Below are 18,377 nucleotides of genomic sequence, written 5' to 3'. Positions count from 1 at the left end.
TCTACTCTATACTAAAATATCATGCTTCACAACATCATTCCAATTATTTTGCTCACAAAGGTTATAGTATTTTTTTGATGTAAATACATTTTTTTGATAAAATATTATAATACTTATTATTATGCTTGGGTTTGAACGAATATTCCAATAAAAAATTGAGGCTGCGAAAACCGGGTTCAAGAAAAAAGGAGAATTTGAGAAAGCTCAAATTCTCCTTTAATAGAGGAAGGGTTTGTCCCAACCTCATACCGCTATATCTTTTATTTATTCCCTTTCAATTTGCCCCTGATTTTATTCCAGTATTCTTCCACCTCTTGGATGCCAAACAGCTTCAACAATCCGATTGTACTCACGCCGAAAATGACTAATCCGACAAGGAAGGTGATCCACTTATAATCAAACACCAGGTATTTGCTTGAAAAATATGTAATGCACCCGATTAAAATAAGTGGAATGAGCAGTTTGATGGACTCTTTGGACGACTGTCCCCCGCCGACTTTCAAATCGTATTTGAAGCGCGCATAAACGATCAATAACAGCGTGTTCACAATCGAGCTGATCAGCGTACCCCAAGCGATGGAAGCGACGCCTGTCGAGTCCGCCATCCAATACATCACCGCAATGTTGACGATGAACACGTTGATGATGCTGAAGATGACCGGTGCAAGGGAATCCCCTTTTGCATAATAGAATCGCGTGATATACGTATTGGCCGCCAGGAAGAACATGGACAATACGAAAATTTGCATCACCGGCGTCGTCAATTTCGTTCCTTCTTTAGTAAAGTTTCCGTATTCAAAGATGACTTGGATGATATTTTCCGCGTAGAAATAGGCGAAGATGGATACAGGAACCATCAATAAGACCAAATAACGCAATCCTTTGCTGTATAAGTGCCGAATGGATTCATGATCATCTTCGGCTTCTTTCCGGCTTAAAATGGGATAGATGACCGTCGTCACCGCTGTAATCAAAATGGTTTGCGGGAATTGCGTCAATCTCGACGCATAGTTGACAACGGAAATGGCGCTTTCCCCAAATCCCAGAAGCTGGGCAAAGAAACGTTGCAGCATCGCATAAATTTGGATCGTTCCGCCGCCGATCATAATGGGCACCACCATGATCCACAAATCCCTTGTCGTCATATCCCGCTTAAAGGAGATGCCGATCGGATGGGATTTCAGCTTGCGGTAGCCGGCAATCAGGAAATAAATCATGATCACCGCACTGACCATCGCACTGACCCCGTAAGCGATTGGCCCGATGAAGAAAGATAGGCCGACCGCGATGACCAAAAAGGCGACATTATAGATCAAGATGGAAAAGCTGGATAAATGAAATTTATTATGAACATTCAATAAACCGCTGTAATACGAAGCAAGAATCAAGAAAATTGATGAAGGCATCATCCAGTAAAACAAATGCTTCGTCAACTCAATGGCTTCCGGTGTAATTTCTTTGTTGTTTTCGTATAACTCCTTGATAAGTGGATCGGTGAACAGAAGCACGACCGCCGTCATGACGATTCCGGATGTCAACACAATCGTGAAGGACTGCTTGACAAATTCCGCCTGGTCGGTTGTTTTTCGTGTATACAACGAAATGACCGCCGTTGTAAAGGCGCCGCCAACGACCAAATACAAGAAGTTCGGCACCATGTACGCCGTAAAAATGCTGTCGGCTGCGAAGGAAAATCCGTATTGGTAGCCGATGACCATTTCCCTCAAAAATCCGAAAATCCGGGCTGCGATATTGATGATGGCTACTGCTCCGACGATTTTTAAAAATTTATTCATAGGCCCGAACCTCCGTTGACCGCAGATTCGTACAGCCTGATGACCCGTTTTGTGATTTCATCCGCATCATGGATATGCAAAATCCTTTCGCATGCTTCCTGATTCACATATTGTTCTTTTGGAGTCGTCAGAGCTTTCAACATTTCATCCGCCAGGGCATTCGGATTTTTCGGTTCCACCAGACGGCCGGCTCCGTCCCCGAGCAGGTACGTCAGTCCACCGACATCCGATGCAATGACAGGAATTCCTGTCGCGACGGCTTCCAAGGCAACCAGCCCGAACCCTTCCAAATGGGAAGGCAGCACAAACACATCGCTTGCCTGATACCAAGTCGCAAGCTCCTGCTGCTTCATTGGCCCGACCATCAGCACATCTTCATCCACTAATGGTTTTAGACTGTTGACGAAATTCGTATCCCGCTGAGAACCGATAATGACAAGCTTGATTTTTCGATCCGACGCCTTTTTCACTTGCTGGAAAGCGATGAGCAGCTCTTCCACGCCTTTTTGTCTGATGACATTGCCAACAAACAAGTAGATAAAGGCATCTTTATCCAGCTGCAATTGTTTTCTCGCCGATTCCTTGTTGCCGGGCTTGAATTGTTTGCGGTTTACGCCCATGCTGCAAACGAGGATTTTCTCCCGCGGAATGCCATATTCCTTTTCAATTTGCTCGGCAAGCACCGGTCCCACGGCAATGACATGGCTGCTTTCCCGCAAAATATTCTCCGTCCAATTGCGGATGATGGCGCTTTTCTTCGCCATCCGCTCAATATCGCCGCCATGGGCAGTGACGACATACGGGATATTGAACAACTTTTTCATCATCAATGAAAAGACGCCGGACGGGAATACATAGTGGGCATGGGTAACGGAAATGTCCTTTTTATATTTCAACGCTTTCCCAAGAACCTCTTTCGCCCATTTGCCGTATTTCAATAAGGTGTTTTTCTTGCCCGTTCTTGGATCTTGGTTTGCGGCGACAATGACGTCCATGTTTTCATTTTTCAGCGCTTCCACCTGATTTTTGACGAAAATGCCAAATGACGGATGTTCATTTGAAGGATACATATTGCTGATTACAAACACTTTTTTCATTTGTCCTTCACTGCCTTCATCATCAATTCTTTGCCTTTGCTCGCTTCTTCATATGCCTTTCGGGCGATGGTTTTCGTTTCATCCACAACCTCTTTCCAATTCTTGTGGAGTTCATGAAAGGCGCGATATAAAATCATGTCATCCGTTTCGATCTCTTCAAGGGCAAGACAGCGGTTTTCGATGCCGGTCAATCTCATAAAATTGGTCACTTTCGGATGATAGGAAATGCCGATCACCGGTGTTGCGGAACAGGTCGCAATAATCAATGAATGCAACCGTGTGCCAATCACCGCATCATACTTGCTCACCAGCTCCAATAATTTTTGCGGCTTCAAGTTTTCATCAATGATGGTTGTCCTCGCTTGATGCTTCATTTTCTTCTGGATATCTTTCGTCACATACACATCTTGAGGATATTTGGTGGCGAAAAAGGTGATGTTGACATTTTCCTTTTCAATCAAGTGGTCCAAATTTTTCGCCATCCCGGACACGTAATTCTCATACTTATCGACGTCGCCATATGGCCAGTAGTTCGCGTTATACATGGGCACACAGGAAACCGCCACTTCCATCGGCTCCTCCCGGTAACCGGCTTTCGGATGGTATAAAGTGAAGGCCGGGTCGCCGATGACTTTGATTTCTTTTTTAACGCCGATTTTTTCCAATAACGTTTTCGATTCGGGATCCCTCACCGAAATATTGGAAGCATGTTTGCACATGAATCGGATCATCAGACGGCCTGAAATGGTATCAAGCGGGCCCGCACCGCATCCATACACGATGTACGGCACTTTCGCGTTTTTGGCCATCAACGCATAGGTGCTGTAAAGGTGGGCTTCCCGGCGGTAAAAATCCATCAATATGCCGCCGCCGCCAATGATGAGCAGATCGCATTTCGAAACATATTTTTTATTGGATTGGTATGTAGTGTAAAAAGTTTTATATAAATTTTTGCTTTTATAGTATAATGGATAGCTTTTGACTCCATATTGTTCGCTCGTTTGCTGCGTGTTGTTGCTGAATACAATAATGTCGTCACGGGAAACGTTGAACACCTGCTCCAGCTGCATGATGATGCTGAGCAAAATCGATTCATCCCCGTTATTATCATTACCGTAATTGCCTACGATTCCGATTTTCATGAACCTACATCCTTTTGTTGTTATAATGAACAATTATAGCATTCCGTTGTATAGAATAACATAAAAATAGCCACAAGCCTAATACCATCAAATAATAAAACCAGGCCATTGTTGACCTGGTTTTTTCAAACTATTTTTCACATGCCCATCCATCGTTGTCCCGGTCCATTTTAGCCTGGTAGGCGGGATGGCCGGATGGAACCCCGTTCGGATAATACTTCTGCATCTCTGTACAATTGGCAAAACTTGACGGTGCTCCCGGCACGACAGTGGATTGATTATTGTTCTGTGTTGTTTGGGAGGTGTTTTCAAACGGTTTCGCATTCAACGTATACAGATAGCCGTCCGATGTGATGACAATATTGCCGCTTGCCGCCGTGCTGTATGCTTTGGCGCCGACCGTTTTTATATTGCTCAACACGCCGCTGTTCGGATGGCCGTATGAATTTCCCTTGCCGTAGCTGAGGATGACCGTTTCAGGCTTCACCGCGCGCAAAAACGCCAAACTTGAACTTGTGCTTGAGCCGTGATGCCCCGCTTTCAAAATTTCCGATTCCACATTGTATTTCGCCATCATTTGCGATTCGATGGCTGTGTCCGCATCCCCTGTCAACAGCGCATCCACATCCTGATAAGACACTTTTAATACGATGCTTGCCTCATTCGTCTCTTCCGCATAGGCATTCACATTGAGCACCTGGATTTTTAATGATGGATCAATGGTTAAAGACTCGCCCATGACCGATTGACGGTAATCGGATCCTTCATTTTTGACGGCGTTCAATAGTGCAATATACGTGTCTGTTGCGCTCACTTTCCCGCTGTCGATAAAGTGTTCCACTTGGAATGCGGCCAATACGTCGAGCAAGCCGCCGATATGATCGGCATCCGGATGGGTCGCAACGACATAGTCAAGCGTATTGATTTTCAATGATTTCAAATACTCGACCACTTCATCCCCTGCCGATTTTGGACCGCCATCCACCAATATGGTTTTGCCATTTGGCGTTTGAATCAGGATGGAATCCCCTTGTCCAACATCAAGGAAATGGACTTTCATATTTTTTAATACGGTTGAACCGGTTTCTTTGTAACGGACAGCCCGGGCTACAAACGTCGCCAAATGGGCTTTCGTCAAGTTGTTTTGCGGTTTGAATGTGCCGTCGGTGTATCCTGTCGTAATGCCCGCTTTGGCCAATTGTTTGACCGCTTCATAAGCCGTATGCCCTTTTGGCACATCTTTGAAAGTTTGCGTCCCGTTCGGCAATTTGTAAGCCCGGGCGATGAAGGCTGCCATATGGCCACGGGTCACTTTTTGGTCCGGTTTGAATGTGCCGTCCGGATACCCGTTGATGATTCCGGCTTTCGTTGCCTCATAAATATAGCCGCTGTATTTATGGCTTTTCGGCACATCTTTGAAGCCGGTTGCCTTAGGCGTATTATCCAATTTTAACGCCTTCGCCAGCATGACGATGACATCCATACGGGTCGCCGTATCGGCAGGGGCAAATGTTGCCGCTGGATCAATGGCCCCCTTGTCCACCAAATATTCGATGTCCGAATAATTGTAGTGGGTTTTTGGAACATCCCGGAATGTTTGCGCATAGGACGGAACCGCAAAAGATAGGATGAGTATCATTGATAAGATGGTCGATAAAATTTTCTTCATTATTCTTCTCCCTTAGTTTCATTCAAGGCTCCATTATAGGCTTGAATCGGAAGTTTGTACACCCATGTTCGGTTGGCAGCATTGTCAGTCCGTTTTAATAATGCCAATGTTGCCCTTCCAACGCATTTTCTTGCAAATAAAAAACTCTCCTCCGCTAAAAGCAGAGGAGAGCATAGGATGTTACAGATGAATCGCGCGGTAAACAAACAGAACGAAATGTTCCCGGCGGATGTTTTCATTCGGTTTGAATGTGCCGTCCTGGTATCCGGTTGTTACGTTATGATATGCCAATGCTTGAATGTAGGAAACGGCCCAGTGTTGGGACGGAACATCGGCAAAACTGATTTTTTGGTTATTCAAGCTGGCTGTTTGCACTTTCGTATGATCCAATTCAAAGGCTTCGGAAATGATTTTGGCCATTTGGGCGCGGGTCAATTTCCCTTTCGGATCAAATGTGCCGTTTTCTTTCCCGCTCATGATGCCGGCGTTTGCCACCGCGGCAATTTGTTTGTAGTAAACATGCGTTTTTGGAACGTCTTTGAAGTTTGGATCTTTGACATTGTTTGTATTCAAATTGAGCACTCTCGCCAAAATGACGGCCGCATGCTCACGGGAAATGTTTTCTTTCGGTTTGAATGTGCCATCGCTGTAACCTGTGATGATATTATTTTTGGCGCTGTATTCGATTTCGTTGTAGTATTGGTAATTTGAAGGCACATCTTTGAAGATGGATTTGTCCTTCACTTGCACAGCCATGGAAACCGATTTTGACCCCAATGTCGCAACAATTTTTCCGCTGCCCGGATTTGTCGCCTTAAATTGGCCGGAAGAAGTGATTGTGCCGATGTTTCCTTCCACAGACCATTTCACTTGATTGGCGTTATAGACGAGTGTTTTTCCTTCCGCATCTTTTGCATCCACCGTGTAGTTTTGCGTTTCATCCACTGTGACTTCCTTGGCCCCTTGGATCGTCATGGAGCTTGGGGCATCCACGATGGTCACAGGGAAGGATTGGAGGACTTTTCCTTTATACATGATATAAATCCGGTCTTCTCCCGCTTTCGTTGTTGTAAATGTCGTGCCGTTCACCTGCAAAGTTTTGTTTTGGGATGCAAGACTGATAGAATCGGAAGCAAGCGGAAGCGGATTATAATATTCATCCAATACATATTGTACGTTGACCGTCGAACTTGTTCCGACAAGCATTGTACCTACGTTCGTGCGGGAGTATTTGAGTGTTTTCGCTTCTCCCAATGGTGCGGTGCTGATCGCTTCCAAAATGGCATGGACCGCACGCGGAGAACCGTCCGATGGTTTATTGATCAGAACAACATCATTGCTTCCATATTTCCGGATCCCCATCGTTGTGGAGCCGCCGCCATCCAGGTTGATGGCTGTATCCACGCCCAAAGAGACCAAATAATTGGCCAGTTGCGTCATATTCATTCCTTTGCTGTGGGACTGTCTTCCATCCACCGTAATGAAATGGACCGTTTTCTTATCTTTGCTTAACGCCACAACCGTTCTTGGAGCCACTTCTCTTGCGCGGCTGGAAGAAGTGCTCATCATGATGTACGGTTTGCCATCACGCACCAAGAATGGCCCTGAAGCAAGGATGAATTGCGCATCTTTCCATTGGGCATCGATATCAAAATTCACGCTGATTTGCTGTCCGATTTGCAAATTGGAGAAAGTTTTGCTGTATGGTGAGCCTCCCTGAACAGACAGAATAAATCCGTTTTTCGGAATGGCATGTTTCGTTTGTCCATAAGGGGCAATTTCTTTGACCCTTCCTGAAATGGTATCGCCAAAATAGATGGGTCCCACCGGTTGATCGCCTTCGATGATTACGTCGAATCCATATTCATTGTTGTTCGTATAGCCGAGGTAATAATTTGGCGTATAAACCACGACTTCATTGGCGTTGCGGACACGGTCCATTCCTGAAAGATTATAAGTGCTGCCGTTCGTCGACATCGTAATTTTCATATCAAAATAATCGATGATGCCTTGTCCATTTTTACCGATGCCGAATGCCGTCGGAACGTTCATGTATTGGTCCGCGCCTTCCGATACAAGACCGCCGTTGATGATGCGGTTATTTTTCGCAATCAAAAATGCGGGAACGCCCGTGCTCATATTGAAAAATGCCGCGTTGATTGCACCGACCACCCGATTTCCGTCCCTGGAATCGCGGTTTGCGATGGCCAGCACCGTTTCCCGTTTATTATAGGCGCTTGGCAATCCAACATCGACTTTCGTATATGAATCATTCAAATTGATTGATAGATGATTGATCACATTCGTATAGCTGTCTTTGTATGTATATTGGCTATACATCACTCCGGAAGAAACCGGATATTGCTCATTGACCGTTTGGGCCGCTTGTACCGGTGCTACAGTCCCGATCAATAGCAACAATGCGAAAACAATTGATAATACTTTTTTCATTCTCTCGCTCAAAAAAAGAGCACTCACCTTCCTCCCTTTTCATCTTTTTCCATTAAACCATATTAAACTATAAAAGAGGAAGATAAAATAAGAGAATTCAAAAACACTACTTTCTGCCCTGCTATTTTCATAATATTTCTATTTCATTTATATCAATTCACCCCTTAATAACTTAGTAATATTTTGATAGTATTGGAAATAGAGAGGAGGAGGAAGATGAAAAAATTAGTAGGAATGATGTTTACCATTTTGCTGGTTTTCTCGCTCTTTTCCATCAACCAGGTGGAAGCGGCGGATGATGTGACTGGCAACTATCATGAACGTTCGCTGCGCTATCTGATTTCGAAAGGGGCTTTGACGCCGGACGAGAATGGGAAATACAACCCGAATGCGACGGTGACACGGGCTCAATTCGCGGCATTCATTTCAAGAGTCATCGGATTGCCGAATGGAAAGGATCCGATCTCTTTCAGCGACGTGCCCTCAAGCAACAAATATTATCAGGATATTCAAAAAGCCGCATCAGCCGGAATCGTGACGGGATATGAAAACGGCACATTCAAACCGAATGATCCGATTACACGCCAACATATGGCGGTCATGATTGAGCGTGCGATGAAATATTTGAAGATTCCTACAAGCACAGCGAAAGATTTGACGTTTAAAGACAAAAATCAAATCTACAAGGATTATTATTCCGCTGTCGCAACCGGGGCGGAAAAAGGGATTATCCAAGGGTCTACCATGCCGGATGGCGTGTATTTTTATCCATTGAAAAATACGCCTGTCTCCCAAGCCGCAACGTTCATCATCCGAATGATGGAAGTGGCTGGAAACCAAGAGGCGATCAATTTCGGCCCTTATGAATTAAGCGTGATCCAAAATGGAACGCTGGCGGCAACCAACACAAAATCCTATGATTTTAATGCCATCAAGCCGAGCGTTCAAAATAGCAACCAAGTCATTACGAAAAACGGCAACATCGTTTATATGTATCCAGGTGCCGGTTTCGCAGTGGCGAAAGCTTACAGCGTGTTGAACTCCCAAACAATCGGGGATCAAGTGAGCGTGGCGACCGGATCACAAATGCAATATCTTGGTTCGGAAGGAAATAAAGTGAAAGTGGATTTGGCCGGCCAAGTGGGCTATGTGGATGCAAACACATTGACGTTGTACCCTTACACCTTGTCAAAAGGCCGCAACTATTATAAAAATGTGGGCGGAGAAATCGTGCATGTCTTGGTGGATCCGCAAACCGGCAAAGAAACGGCAAGTTATACGTTCGGCAAAGCGCCAAGCCAAATGAGAGCCGGCGTCAAGTATTACAGCTGGGATGGCATCACGTTCTATACAGGTGCGGAAAAATTTAAATATTACAACTATTATCAGTTCCTTCCTGTTCATACCAAAACCCAATATACAGCTGATGATTTGGACAGATATATCGACTACGCATTAAAAGAGCGGGAAAAACAAGGCGGACGCTATACGAACGCTTCGAAGAAAAGTAAATTGATCGGTTTAGGGAAAAAGTTGAAAGCCTTTGAAGAAGAATACGGCGTCAATGCCATGATGATTTTGGCGCTCGCCTTCCATGAAAGCGATTTTGGAATGAGCGATTATGCGCAAAATTACAACAACTTGTTTGGTTTGTACGTCTATGACACAAATCCATTGAAAAAAGAATTCGCATCTCCGGAAGCAAGCATCCGTGAATTGATGGATCAATTCTGGTGGAAAAACTATATTCCGGCCAATGCTTCCTTTGCCCACGGTGCTGTATTTGGAACAAAACGCATCGGATTCAACGTGAAATACGCATCCGATCCGTATTGGGGCGCAAAAGCGGCAGGACATTACTACCGTGCGGATAAATACTTGGGCGCCAAAGATGCGAATAAAGGTTATAAAGTCGGATTAACAAATACGACGGGATTGAATGTCCGGACGGGCGCATCCACAAGTTTCCCTGCTATTTACCGATATAACCGTTCAATGCTCCCAGTGTTGATTTCAAGCCCCAACCTTGTTTCAAGCGGATGGTACGAAATCATCCCGGACAGCCGCAACCATAAAGTGGCCTACGTAAGTGCACAGTACGTCAATATTTTGGATACTGTGAAATAATGATTGGTGTAAGCGCCTGGCAATAGCCAGGTGCTTTTTTTGTTTTGAGGGGGGTTATGGGGATTTGGTTGAGTGAGGGGGATTCGCTTTTGCTATGCGGGGGATTCGCTTTTGCTATGCGGGGGATTCGCTTTTGCTATGCGGGGGATTCGCTTTTGCTATGCGGGGGATTCGGGGTGGAGGAATTCTTCTTTTGTGCGGATGGGGGGCTCTTTGGTGTGGATACATTCTTATTTCGTGTGGATGGGGGGCTCTTTGGTGTGGATACATTCTTTTTTCGTGCGGATGGGGAGTTCTTTGGTGTGGATACATTCTTTTTTCGTGCGGATGGGGAGTTCTTTGGTGTGGATACATTCTTTTTTCGTGCGGATGGGGAGTTCTTTGGTGTGGATACATTCTTATTTCGTGCGGATGGGGAGTTCTTTGGTGTGGATACATTCTTTTTTCGTGCGGATGGGGGGCTCTTTGGTGTGGATACATTCTTATTTCGTGCGGATGGGGGGCTCTTTGGTGTGGATACATTCTTATTTCGTGCGGATGGGGAGTTCTTTGGTGTGGATACATTCTTTTTTCGTGCGGATGGGGGGCTCTTTGGTGTGGATGGGCTTCTTCGCATGTTCGGATGGCATCCCCTCTTGCTCGGATACGACCACTGCTTGCTCGGATAACTCCTCTTCTTGCACGGATGGCAACTTCTCTTGCTCGGATAACTTCTTATCTTGCTCGGATAACTTCTTATCTTGCTTGGATAGCTCCTTCTCTTGCTCGGATGGCATCCCCTCTTGCTCGGATAACTCCTTCTCTTGCTCGGATGGCATCCCCGCTTGCTCGGATACGACCACTGCTTGCTCGGATAACTCCTCTTCTTGCACGGATGGCAACTTCTCTTGCTCGGATAACTTCTTCTCTTGCTCGGATACCACCCATGCTTGCTCACATAATCCCCAATCTCGCTTAGATACCGTCCCTCGCTCGCATATACCATGTAAAAAAGCGCCCCTATAAATTTTTCCCAAACAAAAAACACCCCCGAATGAATCGCTTCATTCGAAAGGTGCCTCAATTTCAAACTTCATCATTTCCCATATAAACTTCTTGTGCTTCCAAGAGAAGCCTCCGCGCCAATTCCCACTTCCGCTTTCTCCGTCTTACTGATTGCAGAAGCAAGAATCACAAATCCCAGCATCAGGATGAAGATCAAATCCAACAATCCGGTATGAATCGAAACGGTAAACAAGGTGATGACAAACGCATATGCGATTGTATGGAAACTTTTCACTCCGGCTTGTTTCATTTTATTATAAAGCAAGGATACGATGGCTCCATAGAGCAGGAAGCCAATGGCCACGAGCACATATCCCCCATCCAGGAACAATTGGCCGATAAACGTCGGTGTTGTCGTTCTGCCTGGGCGGGTGATGTATTTTCCTTCTTCCACGCTTAATGAGTTCACCACTTCTGTCACTTTCATGCGCGGAGAAATTTGTTCTCCCGGCAAGACGGTACTGAAAATGCCTTTATGGATTTCTCCTTTGAGATAGCCTTCTTTTTCAGTATACTCAATGATTTTACTCAACACGATATGGCCAGTGACCATTTCGCCGTTCAATGCCAAGATCCATTTTGGCGTCGCATTGACGCGCTGTTCAGCTGTCAATAATTTCTCCAGCTCTTCTTCTTCCAAATGCTCACGATCCGGTTGATCCCGCATGTTGAATTCCTTGGACGTATCTTCCATCAACACGCGCACAAACCCGAATAATGCAAAGGAAATGGCCACAACGGCGAGGAATGTCAAGAACCAAGTCAGTTTGACGCGTTTCACCACATAATGGAATACAATAATGCCTGTAAACAACATCAATGCCAATGGTGTCCGATATCCCATCAATAAAAACAGGAACATGACCACAGCAAATAAAATGGCGTACACAATCGCCTTTTTCCACGTCATCGTTTCTTCTTTGATCATTTTATAAGAAAGAAGCAGCAATACCCCGTACCACAACAAGTGGCTGAAGAAATTCAATTTCGGGTCCAAATTCCGGCGCACGGACTCGTCTTCAAGCCCGATCATCCCTTGGGCGATCATCATCACATACGCCACCAATCCGATGGCCGTCAACAGCACCACAAAATGGACGATATATTTGCTCAACTTGGACAACCCGAACGTCGGCAATGTCCATTTTTTGCGATCCACCACATAAACGCCGATGTAATAGCAAACCACCGACAAAATCACGGCCGGCCAAATCGATTTTCTCACATTGAATAAATCGAACCGCCAAAAATCAAACAAACTGACGACGAAGTAAGCCATCAAAATAAACGGCAAAAAGAAATATGGCGAGAACGTATCTATTTTATTTATATTGTTAATCGTCGCTTTTATCCTATCTTTCATATAACTTCCCGAACATCGATTTCCCTGCAGATGCTCTTCCTTTCCCTCTCTTCATTATGTATTTTATTATTTCAGCAAATCAAAGGTAATTATAGCACAAGATAGCGCCATGAAATTAAACATTTCTATTAAAAAATCAATAGATTCCATATTGGATTTGCGCGGAGAAAGCGCCAAAATCAAATCACCTACTCACTAACCTCATTCACATTCATGCATTTTACATGATTTGAAACCGCAACGCAATTCCCCGGTCAGAATTCGGAATTGGAGAAACATTTCATCCCATTCCGGCGATAGTTTCAGTATGGGCCAAGGTTCCCGGATTATGAAAACGTACCGCCGGACAATTTATTCATTTTTTAGATAAACATTCAGGTTCCGGTCATTATAGGCCAATAGGACATAATCCGGATGAATTTCCTTCAAATAGTCGATCAAAGGCTTATCGAAATAGCGCAAATCAATGATGGTCAATCGGCGGAAATGGGATGCCACCAGCAGTTGGATCGGGTTGAAATAGGAATCCTTGATCACCACCAAATGCTTGTCCACTTGGGGCTTTTGATTATAGATATTCAATTCGATCAAATCGCGGCTGTATCCCTCGCTGTATTCGACCGGTCTTGATTCCTCATAAGTTTTGGCGATTCCGTAAAGCTTGTCCACATCCGCCTGATATTCCCTCGTGGCCGTTCTTTCATAAATGGTCAATATCTCTGAAAAATCAATTGGTTCATTGTAACAAACATGATCATCATTTTCCACCGTCATCGCCAAGATTTTGTTCCAAGAACCCAAAAATTCATTTTTCAAACATACGGTATTCCGCTCATCATAAGGGAACGGGGACAAAGATTCGTCCATCCGTTCGCTCAACGTGCCAATCAACGCTTCATATGCCGCATACGCCCCTCTCATCGTCCAATGGTGGTCCGTTTTATAATACATTTCTTCCACAGGAATGGATGGATCCATATAATCCATTAGACGAACTTCATCTACATTTCGTTCCTTCAACAGCTCATGAACTTTCCGGTTTTGTTCCTGCCCCACATCTTTTGGCATGAACTCGGGAGCTTTCAAAATATATGTGGCTTTGGCTGGGAATGAATAATACGTGAACGGGATGCCGGCTTGTGCCAAATCGTGGGAAAGCCCGGACAATTCATCAACGAACTTCTCGACAGCTTCTTCCTCCACTTCCACCACCGGCGATACAGCAATCCAGCCATCTCCGGCAAGATAATATTTATCGTTCAAATACAATTTCCCCATATGTCTTTGCAACAGCACGTATTCTCTGATCCAGCCGTCCCGCTTTGGAAACTGGTCGGTGAAATAGTCCTCAAGATGCTTCGAATATTCCCCAGAAAATATTTGTTCCAATCCGGGCCGTTTATTCAGCACTGTCAAATTGCGGTTCTCCATTTGGGAAACTGCCCGGTCCGGCATCCATACGTGCACTATGAGCATGCCAAATATGAAGATGAAGAAACTTATCGGCAACAGCAATTCGAATTTTTTCATCATATCACCTAGAATCTGAAATAAATAAACGGATTATGCGTTGAATTCACCAAAAACATCGTCACGATGAACACAATCAATAAATAGTAAGCGGTTTGGACAATCCGGAGCGACACATAAAAGCCGTTGTTTTCTTGCGCTTTTTGTTCACTCCATTTTGCATACCATTGATAAACCGGGATTGAGAAGAGGATGCCCGCCACATAATAAAGGCCATAATCATTCAGAACCAGCAATGTTCGATAATCATATAATGGAACGTCTTTCAAGAAGAACATGGTTTTGATGTAATTAAAGGAATAAGCAAAATCATCCGCCCGGAAAAAGACCCAGCCGATCATGACAATCAACAGCACATACACATGGCGCAACACTCGGGGGATGTTATCGAGCCATTTCAAGACCACCCATTTTTCCAAACAGATCAACACGCCGTAGTAGAACCCCCATGCCATGAACGTCCAGCTGGCACCATGCCAAAATCCGGTCAAAGTCCACACGACCAACAAATTCCGGTAGACTTTCCATTGGGCATCGACGCGGCTTCCGCCTAACGGGAAATACACATAATCCCTGAACCATTGGCTTAACGAAATGTGCCAACGACGCCAAAACTCCGTAATGGATTGGCTGATGTACGGATAATTGAAGTTTTCCAAAAACTTGAATCCGAAAATGCGCGCCAGTCCGATCGCCATGTCGCTGTATCCGGAGAAATCAAAGTAGATTTGCAGCGTATAAGCCAGGATGCCCAACCAAGCCGTCCCCGTCGTCAAGTTGTCGCCGGAAAGGGCAAAACAATAATCCGCCACAGCCCCCATTGGATTGGCGATCAGCACTTTTTTCGCCAACCCTTGAATAAATCTGCGCGTCCCGATCATTAAATCTTCATTTTTAATGATCCGTCGCTTGATTTGCTCGGCAATCGTCTGATAACGCACAATCGGCCCTGCAACGAGCTGAGGAAACAGGGAAATAAACAGGGACAAATCGGTGAGGCTCCGCTGCGCCTTCACTTCCTGCCTGTACACGTCGATGATATAGCTCATGGCTTGGAAGGTATAGAAGGAAATCCCGATTGGAAGCGGAACTTCCTCGAATTCAATGTCGACATGAAACAGGTCTTCCCATATGCCGATAAAGAAACCCGCGTATTTGTAATAGCCCAAAATCGCAATATTCACGATCAGCGTCAGTATCAACAACCGCTTCTTTTTCGCGGAAGGAGGCGTTTGATCGATGACAATCCCCATCACATAGTTCACCAAAATGGAAATCAGCATCAAAAAAACGTATTTCGGCTCTCCCCAGGCATAGAAAAACAAACTCGCAATCAACAACACCATATTGCGGAAATATTTTGGAGAAATGAAATAAGCGATAATGACTAACGGCAAAAATAAATATAAGAACACTAAGCTACTAAATACCATCGTATTACCCCAATACTAAGCATTTGTTTTCCGTGAAAATCGACAATAAACCGTGTTTTTTGCAAATTCTCTCTACTTTGTACATTGTAAACGAAAGTCTTGGCCAGTGCCATTCCATATTTGGATTTATTAATGGCAGATCAGTTTTTGTGAATACGGGAGTTTTTGGATTGGCGAATTTTCTTATGGGTTTGGGACATTTATGCCCAGATTCGGCGGGTATGCTTATTTTGCGACGCCTTAAATTTTCATTTGGCGGATTGTTCTTGGACTGTGGCGGATTTTCTCATTAGAATGGCGGATTTGTTCCCAAATTTGGCGGATTTCCTTCTTTTATGAAGCCTCAATTTTTCGTTTGGCGGATTTTCCTTGAACTTTGGCGGATTTCTTCATCAGCATGGCGGATTTGTTCCCAAATTTGGCGGATTTCCTTCTTTTATGAAGCCTCAATTTTTCGTTTGGCGGATTTTCCTTGAACTTTGGCGGATTTCTTCATCAGCATGGCGGATTTGTTCCCAAATTTGGCGGTTTTCCTTCTTTTATGAAGCCTCAATTTTTCGTTTGGCGGATTGTTCTTGGACTGTGGCGGATTTTCTCATTAGAATGGCGGATTTGTTCCCAAATTTGGCGGATTCCCTTCTTTTATGAAGCCTCAATTTTTCATTTGGCGAATTTTCCTTGGACTTTGGCGGATTTCTTCATCAGCATGGCGGATTTGTTCCCAAATTTGGCGGATTCCCTTCTTTTATGAAGCCTCAATTTTTCGTTTGGCGGATTGTTCTTGGACTGTGGCGGATTTTCTCATTAGAATGGCGGATTTGTTCCCAAATTTGGCGGATTTCCTTCTTTTATGAAGCCTCAATTTTTCATTTGGCGGATTTTTCTTGGATTTTGGCGGATTTCTTCATCAGCATGGCGGATTTGTTCCCAAATTTGGCGGTTTTCCTTCTTTTATGAAGCCTCAATTTTTCGTTTGGCGGATTTTCCTTGAACTTTGGCGGATTTCTTCATCAGCATGGCGGATTTGTTCCCTGATTCGGCGGATATGCTTCTTTTGTGACGCCTTAAATTTTCATTTGGCGGATTGTTCTTGGACTGTGGCGGATTTCTTCATCAGCATGGCGGATTGATGCACTGATTCCGCTACAAAGCCAAATTTCCCATTGTTGCCCTAAAGAATTCCCCCCGCAATCCCAAAGCAATAAAAAGAATGAGCCGCCCAAAAAGCTTTCATCTCTTCAGGCAGCCCACCCACATTAATTACTATAATAATTGACGATTCCTTGATAAATCGCGTTTCCAAAAATCTCTTGATAGTTGCTGTTGACCAGTTTGGAGAGGTCCTCATTATTCGTAATGAAGCCCAACTCGACAAGCACCGACGGGAAGACCGAGTGGCGGATCACGTAATAATCCTCGCGTTTCACTCCACGATTCACCATATCCGCCTGCTTCACAATCTCGTTATTGATGTTTGTCGCAAGCGCTTTGTCTTCGAGTTCATTATCATTTGCGGTAATGCTGTAATACGTTTCCGTTCCCTTGGCGCTGGAACTGGATGAGGAATTGACATGAATGCTTACGAACATTTCAGCATATTTCCCTTGAGCAAAATCCACCCGATCCTGCAATGTAGGATATGTATCCCCTTCGCGCGTCATATACACCACCGCGCCATCTCTTTCCAACTTTTGTTTCACCGTGCTGGCCACCGCCAGAGCGATGCGTTTTTCCGCATAACTGCCGTTTACTGCCCCCGGATCCTTTCCGCCATGTCCTGGATCAATCACGATAATCCGGTTTTTCACGGCCGTTCCGCTTTGGTTGATCAATTTCAAATACGTTTTATGCACATAGCCGACGGAACCTTTATAGTTCACTTTGGCCCACCAACCATCAATGGAAATGACGTACACTTCATCGCCGCGATTCAATTTTCCGATAATGGAGGAACTTGCATTCGCCGCACTCCGGACATTCAAATCATTCACCGTCGCGCGTCCAATGGTATCCGTTCTTTCAGGAGCCGTTTGATGCTGGCATGGATTTTGGCCCGTCACCGGTTTCACATCCAGACGGAATTGGGCGTTCATGGCCCGTGCCACCAACAAGGAGAATTGCATTCTTGTCAAATAGCTGTCCGGATTGAATTTTCCGTTGCTTCCTTGGGCAATTCCATTGTAGTATAAGGCATTTATATATTTAAAATACGGATGGTTGGTTGGAATGTCACAGAATGGCGACGGATAAGACGCATATTTGTTCACATCCAATTTGAATGCCTTTGCCACCGCCATGCTCATTTCTCCACGGGTAAGCGGGGCATACGGATTGAACCGTTTATTGGAAGTGTTGAAAAGCCCCAGACTGGCCGCTCTTTCCACAAATCCCGATAATTCAGGATCTGTTTTCGGATTGACGTCCACAAAGGAAGATTGCGAAACTTTCAGCGGTTGATAACCTGCACCCAGCACAACCATTTTTGCGGCTTGTCCACGAGTGACAGAGTTATATAACTTGAACACTTGCTTTCCATTTTCGTTATAGCCTTTAATGATGCCCCGATCCGCCAAATAATTGATTGGTTGATAGGCTTCATGCGTTGCAGGAACGTCGGCAAACCGTTGACTCGCGGATGCTTCCGTACTGAATGCCGCCATCATTACAAGCGACAATAATGCACATAAGAAGCCGAATTTTTTCAAAAACATTTCGTTTCCAACTC

Annotated in this window: 12 protein-coding genes; 2 read left to right on the top strand and 10 right to left on the bottom strand. The window is 44.8% G+C overall.

Annotated elements, in window-relative coordinates:
• Window positions 1–260: 260 nt before the first annotated feature.
• From murJ to NST13_RS15345, 5 genes are all read right to left on the bottom strand, one after another.
• On the bottom strand, window positions 261–1,796 hold the full coding sequence (gene murJ / locus NST13_RS15365; RefSeq protein WP_342580997.1) for a murein biosynthesis integral membrane protein MurJ: 1,536 nt from the start codon (window positions 1,794–1,796) through the stop codon (window positions 261–263).
• Entirely contained in the window at window positions 1,793–2,893 is a 1,101-nt protein-coding gene (locus NST13_RS15360) for a glycosyltransferase (protein ID WP_342580996.1), read from the bottom strand. The genes murJ and NST13_RS15360 overlap by 4 nt, the downstream gene beginning before the upstream one ends.
• Window positions 2,890–4,035 (bottom strand): polysaccharide pyruvyl transferase family protein, encoded by a 1,146-nt coding sequence (locus NST13_RS15355; RefSeq protein ID WP_342470191.1) that lies wholly within the window; start codon window positions 4,033–4,035, stop codon window positions 2,890–2,892. Before NST13_RS15355 ends, NST13_RS15360 begins: the two co-directional genes overlap by 4 nt.
• Window positions 4,036–4,165: 130 nt before the next feature.
• Entirely contained in the window at window positions 4,166–5,704 is a 1,539-nt protein-coding gene (locus NST13_RS15350) for an S-layer homology domain-containing protein (RefSeq protein WP_342580995.1), read from the bottom strand.
• 180 nt (window positions 5,705–5,884) lie between these two features.
• Window positions 5,885–8,155: an S-layer homology domain-containing protein gene (locus NST13_RS15345; RefSeq protein ID WP_342580994.1), complete on the bottom strand. Its 2,271-nt coding sequence runs from the start codon at window positions 8,153–8,155 to the stop codon at window positions 5,885–5,887.
• Window positions 8,156–8,371: 216 nt separating this feature from the next.
• Here NST13_RS15345 and NST13_RS15340 point away from each other — a divergent pair, with 216 nt between their 5' ends.
• Entirely contained in the window at window positions 8,372–10,282 is a 1,911-nt protein-coding gene (locus tag NST13_RS15340) for an S-layer homology domain-containing protein (protein WP_342580993.1), read from the top strand.
• Between the two features lie 56 nt (window positions 10,283–10,338).
• Window positions 10,339–10,950, top strand: coding sequence for a hypothetical protein (locus tag NST13_RS15335; RefSeq protein ID WP_342580992.1), 612 nt, complete (start codon window positions 10,339–10,341; stop codon window positions 10,948–10,950).
• Window positions 10,951–11,017: 67 nt separating this feature from the next.
• Here NST13_RS15335 and NST13_RS15330 read toward each other — a convergent pair whose 3' ends face one another.
• The 5 genes from NST13_RS15330 to NST13_RS15310 all read right to left on the bottom strand — a co-directional run bounded on the left by NST13_RS15330 (window position 11,018) and on the right by NST13_RS15310 (window position 18,363).
• Entirely contained in the window at window positions 11,018–11,209 is a 192-nt protein-coding gene (locus NST13_RS15330) for a hypothetical protein (protein ID WP_342580991.1), read from the bottom strand.
• A gap of 148 nt (window positions 11,210–11,357) precedes the next feature.
• Complete coding sequence (locus NST13_RS15325) at window positions 11,358–12,689, bottom strand: oligosaccharide repeat unit polymerase (RefSeq protein ID WP_342470196.1); 1,332 nt, start codon at window positions 12,687–12,689, stop codon at window positions 11,358–11,360.
• A gap of 351 nt (window positions 12,690–13,040) precedes the next feature.
• Window positions 13,041–14,222: a DHHW family protein gene (locus NST13_RS15320; protein WP_342470197.1), complete on the bottom strand. Its 1,182-nt coding sequence runs from the start codon at window positions 14,220–14,222 to the stop codon at window positions 13,041–13,043.
• 5 nt (window positions 14,223–14,227) lie between these two features.
• Window positions 14,228–15,652 carry an MBOAT family O-acyltransferase gene (locus NST13_RS15315; protein WP_342470198.1) on the bottom strand — a complete coding sequence of 475 codons (1,425 nt, stop codon included), beginning with the start codon at window positions 15,650–15,652 and terminating at the stop codon, window positions 14,228–14,230.
• Between the two features lie 1,256 nt (window positions 15,653–16,908).
• Complete coding sequence (locus tag NST13_RS15310; protein ID WP_342580990.1) at window positions 16,909–18,363, bottom strand: N-acetylmuramoyl-L-alanine amidase; 1,455 nt, start codon at window positions 18,361–18,363, stop codon at window positions 16,909–16,911.
• Window positions 18,364–18,377 lie beyond the last annotated feature (14 nt).

It is taken from the genome of Ureibacillus sp. FSL W7-1570 (genome assembly GCF_038593265.1).
GTDB lineage: Bacteria > Bacillota > Bacilli > Bacillales_A > Planococcaceae > Ureibacillus > Ureibacillus suwonensis.
Note: the sequence above shows the minus strand (reverse complement) of the source record. Positions and strands in the feature narration are given on the sequence as shown.

Coding starts and splice junctions, on each gene's coding strand:
- NST13_RS15335 (WP_342580992.1), top strand. CDS start 10,339: ATGGGGATTTGGTTGAGTGAGGGGGATTCGCTTTTGCTATGCGGGGGA.
- NST13_RS15315 (WP_342470198.1), bottom strand. CDS start 15,652: ATGGTATTTAGTAGCTTAGTGTTCTTATATTTATTTTTGCCGTTAGTC.
- NST13_RS15360 (WP_342580996.1), bottom strand. CDS start 2,893: ATGAAAAAAGTGTTTGTAATCAGCAATATGTATCCTTCAAATGAACAT.
- NST13_RS15330 (WP_342580991.1), bottom strand. CDS start 11,209: ATGGGTGGTATCCGAGCAAGAGAAGAAGTTATCCGAGCAAGAGAAGTT.
- NST13_RS15340 (WP_342580993.1), top strand. CDS start 8,372: ATGAAAAAATTAGTAGGAATGATGTTTACCATTTTGCTGGTTTTCTCG.
- NST13_RS15320 (WP_342470197.1), bottom strand. CDS start 14,222: ATGATGAAAAAATTCGAATTGCTGTTGCCGATAAGTTTCTTCATCTTC.
- NST13_RS15355 (WP_342470191.1), bottom strand. CDS start 4,035: ATGAAAATCGGAATCGTAGGCAATTACGGTAATGATAATAACGGGGAT.
- NST13_RS15310 (WP_342580990.1), bottom strand. CDS start 18,363: ATGTTTTTGAAAAAATTCGGCTTCTTATGTGCATTATTGTCGCTTGTA.
- NST13_RS15325 (WP_342470196.1), bottom strand. CDS start 12,689: ATGAAAGATAGGATAAAAGCGACGATTAACAATATAAATAAAATAGAT.
- NST13_RS15345 (WP_342580994.1), bottom strand. CDS start 8,155: ATGAAAAAAGTATTATCAATTGTTTTCGCATTGTTGCTATTGATCGGG.
- murJ (WP_342580997.1), bottom strand. CDS start 1,796: ATGAATAAATTTTTAAAAATCGTCGGAGCAGTAGCCATCATCAATATC.
- NST13_RS15350 (WP_342580995.1), bottom strand. CDS start 5,704: ATGAAGAAAATTTTATCGACCATCTTATCAATGATACTCATCCTATCT.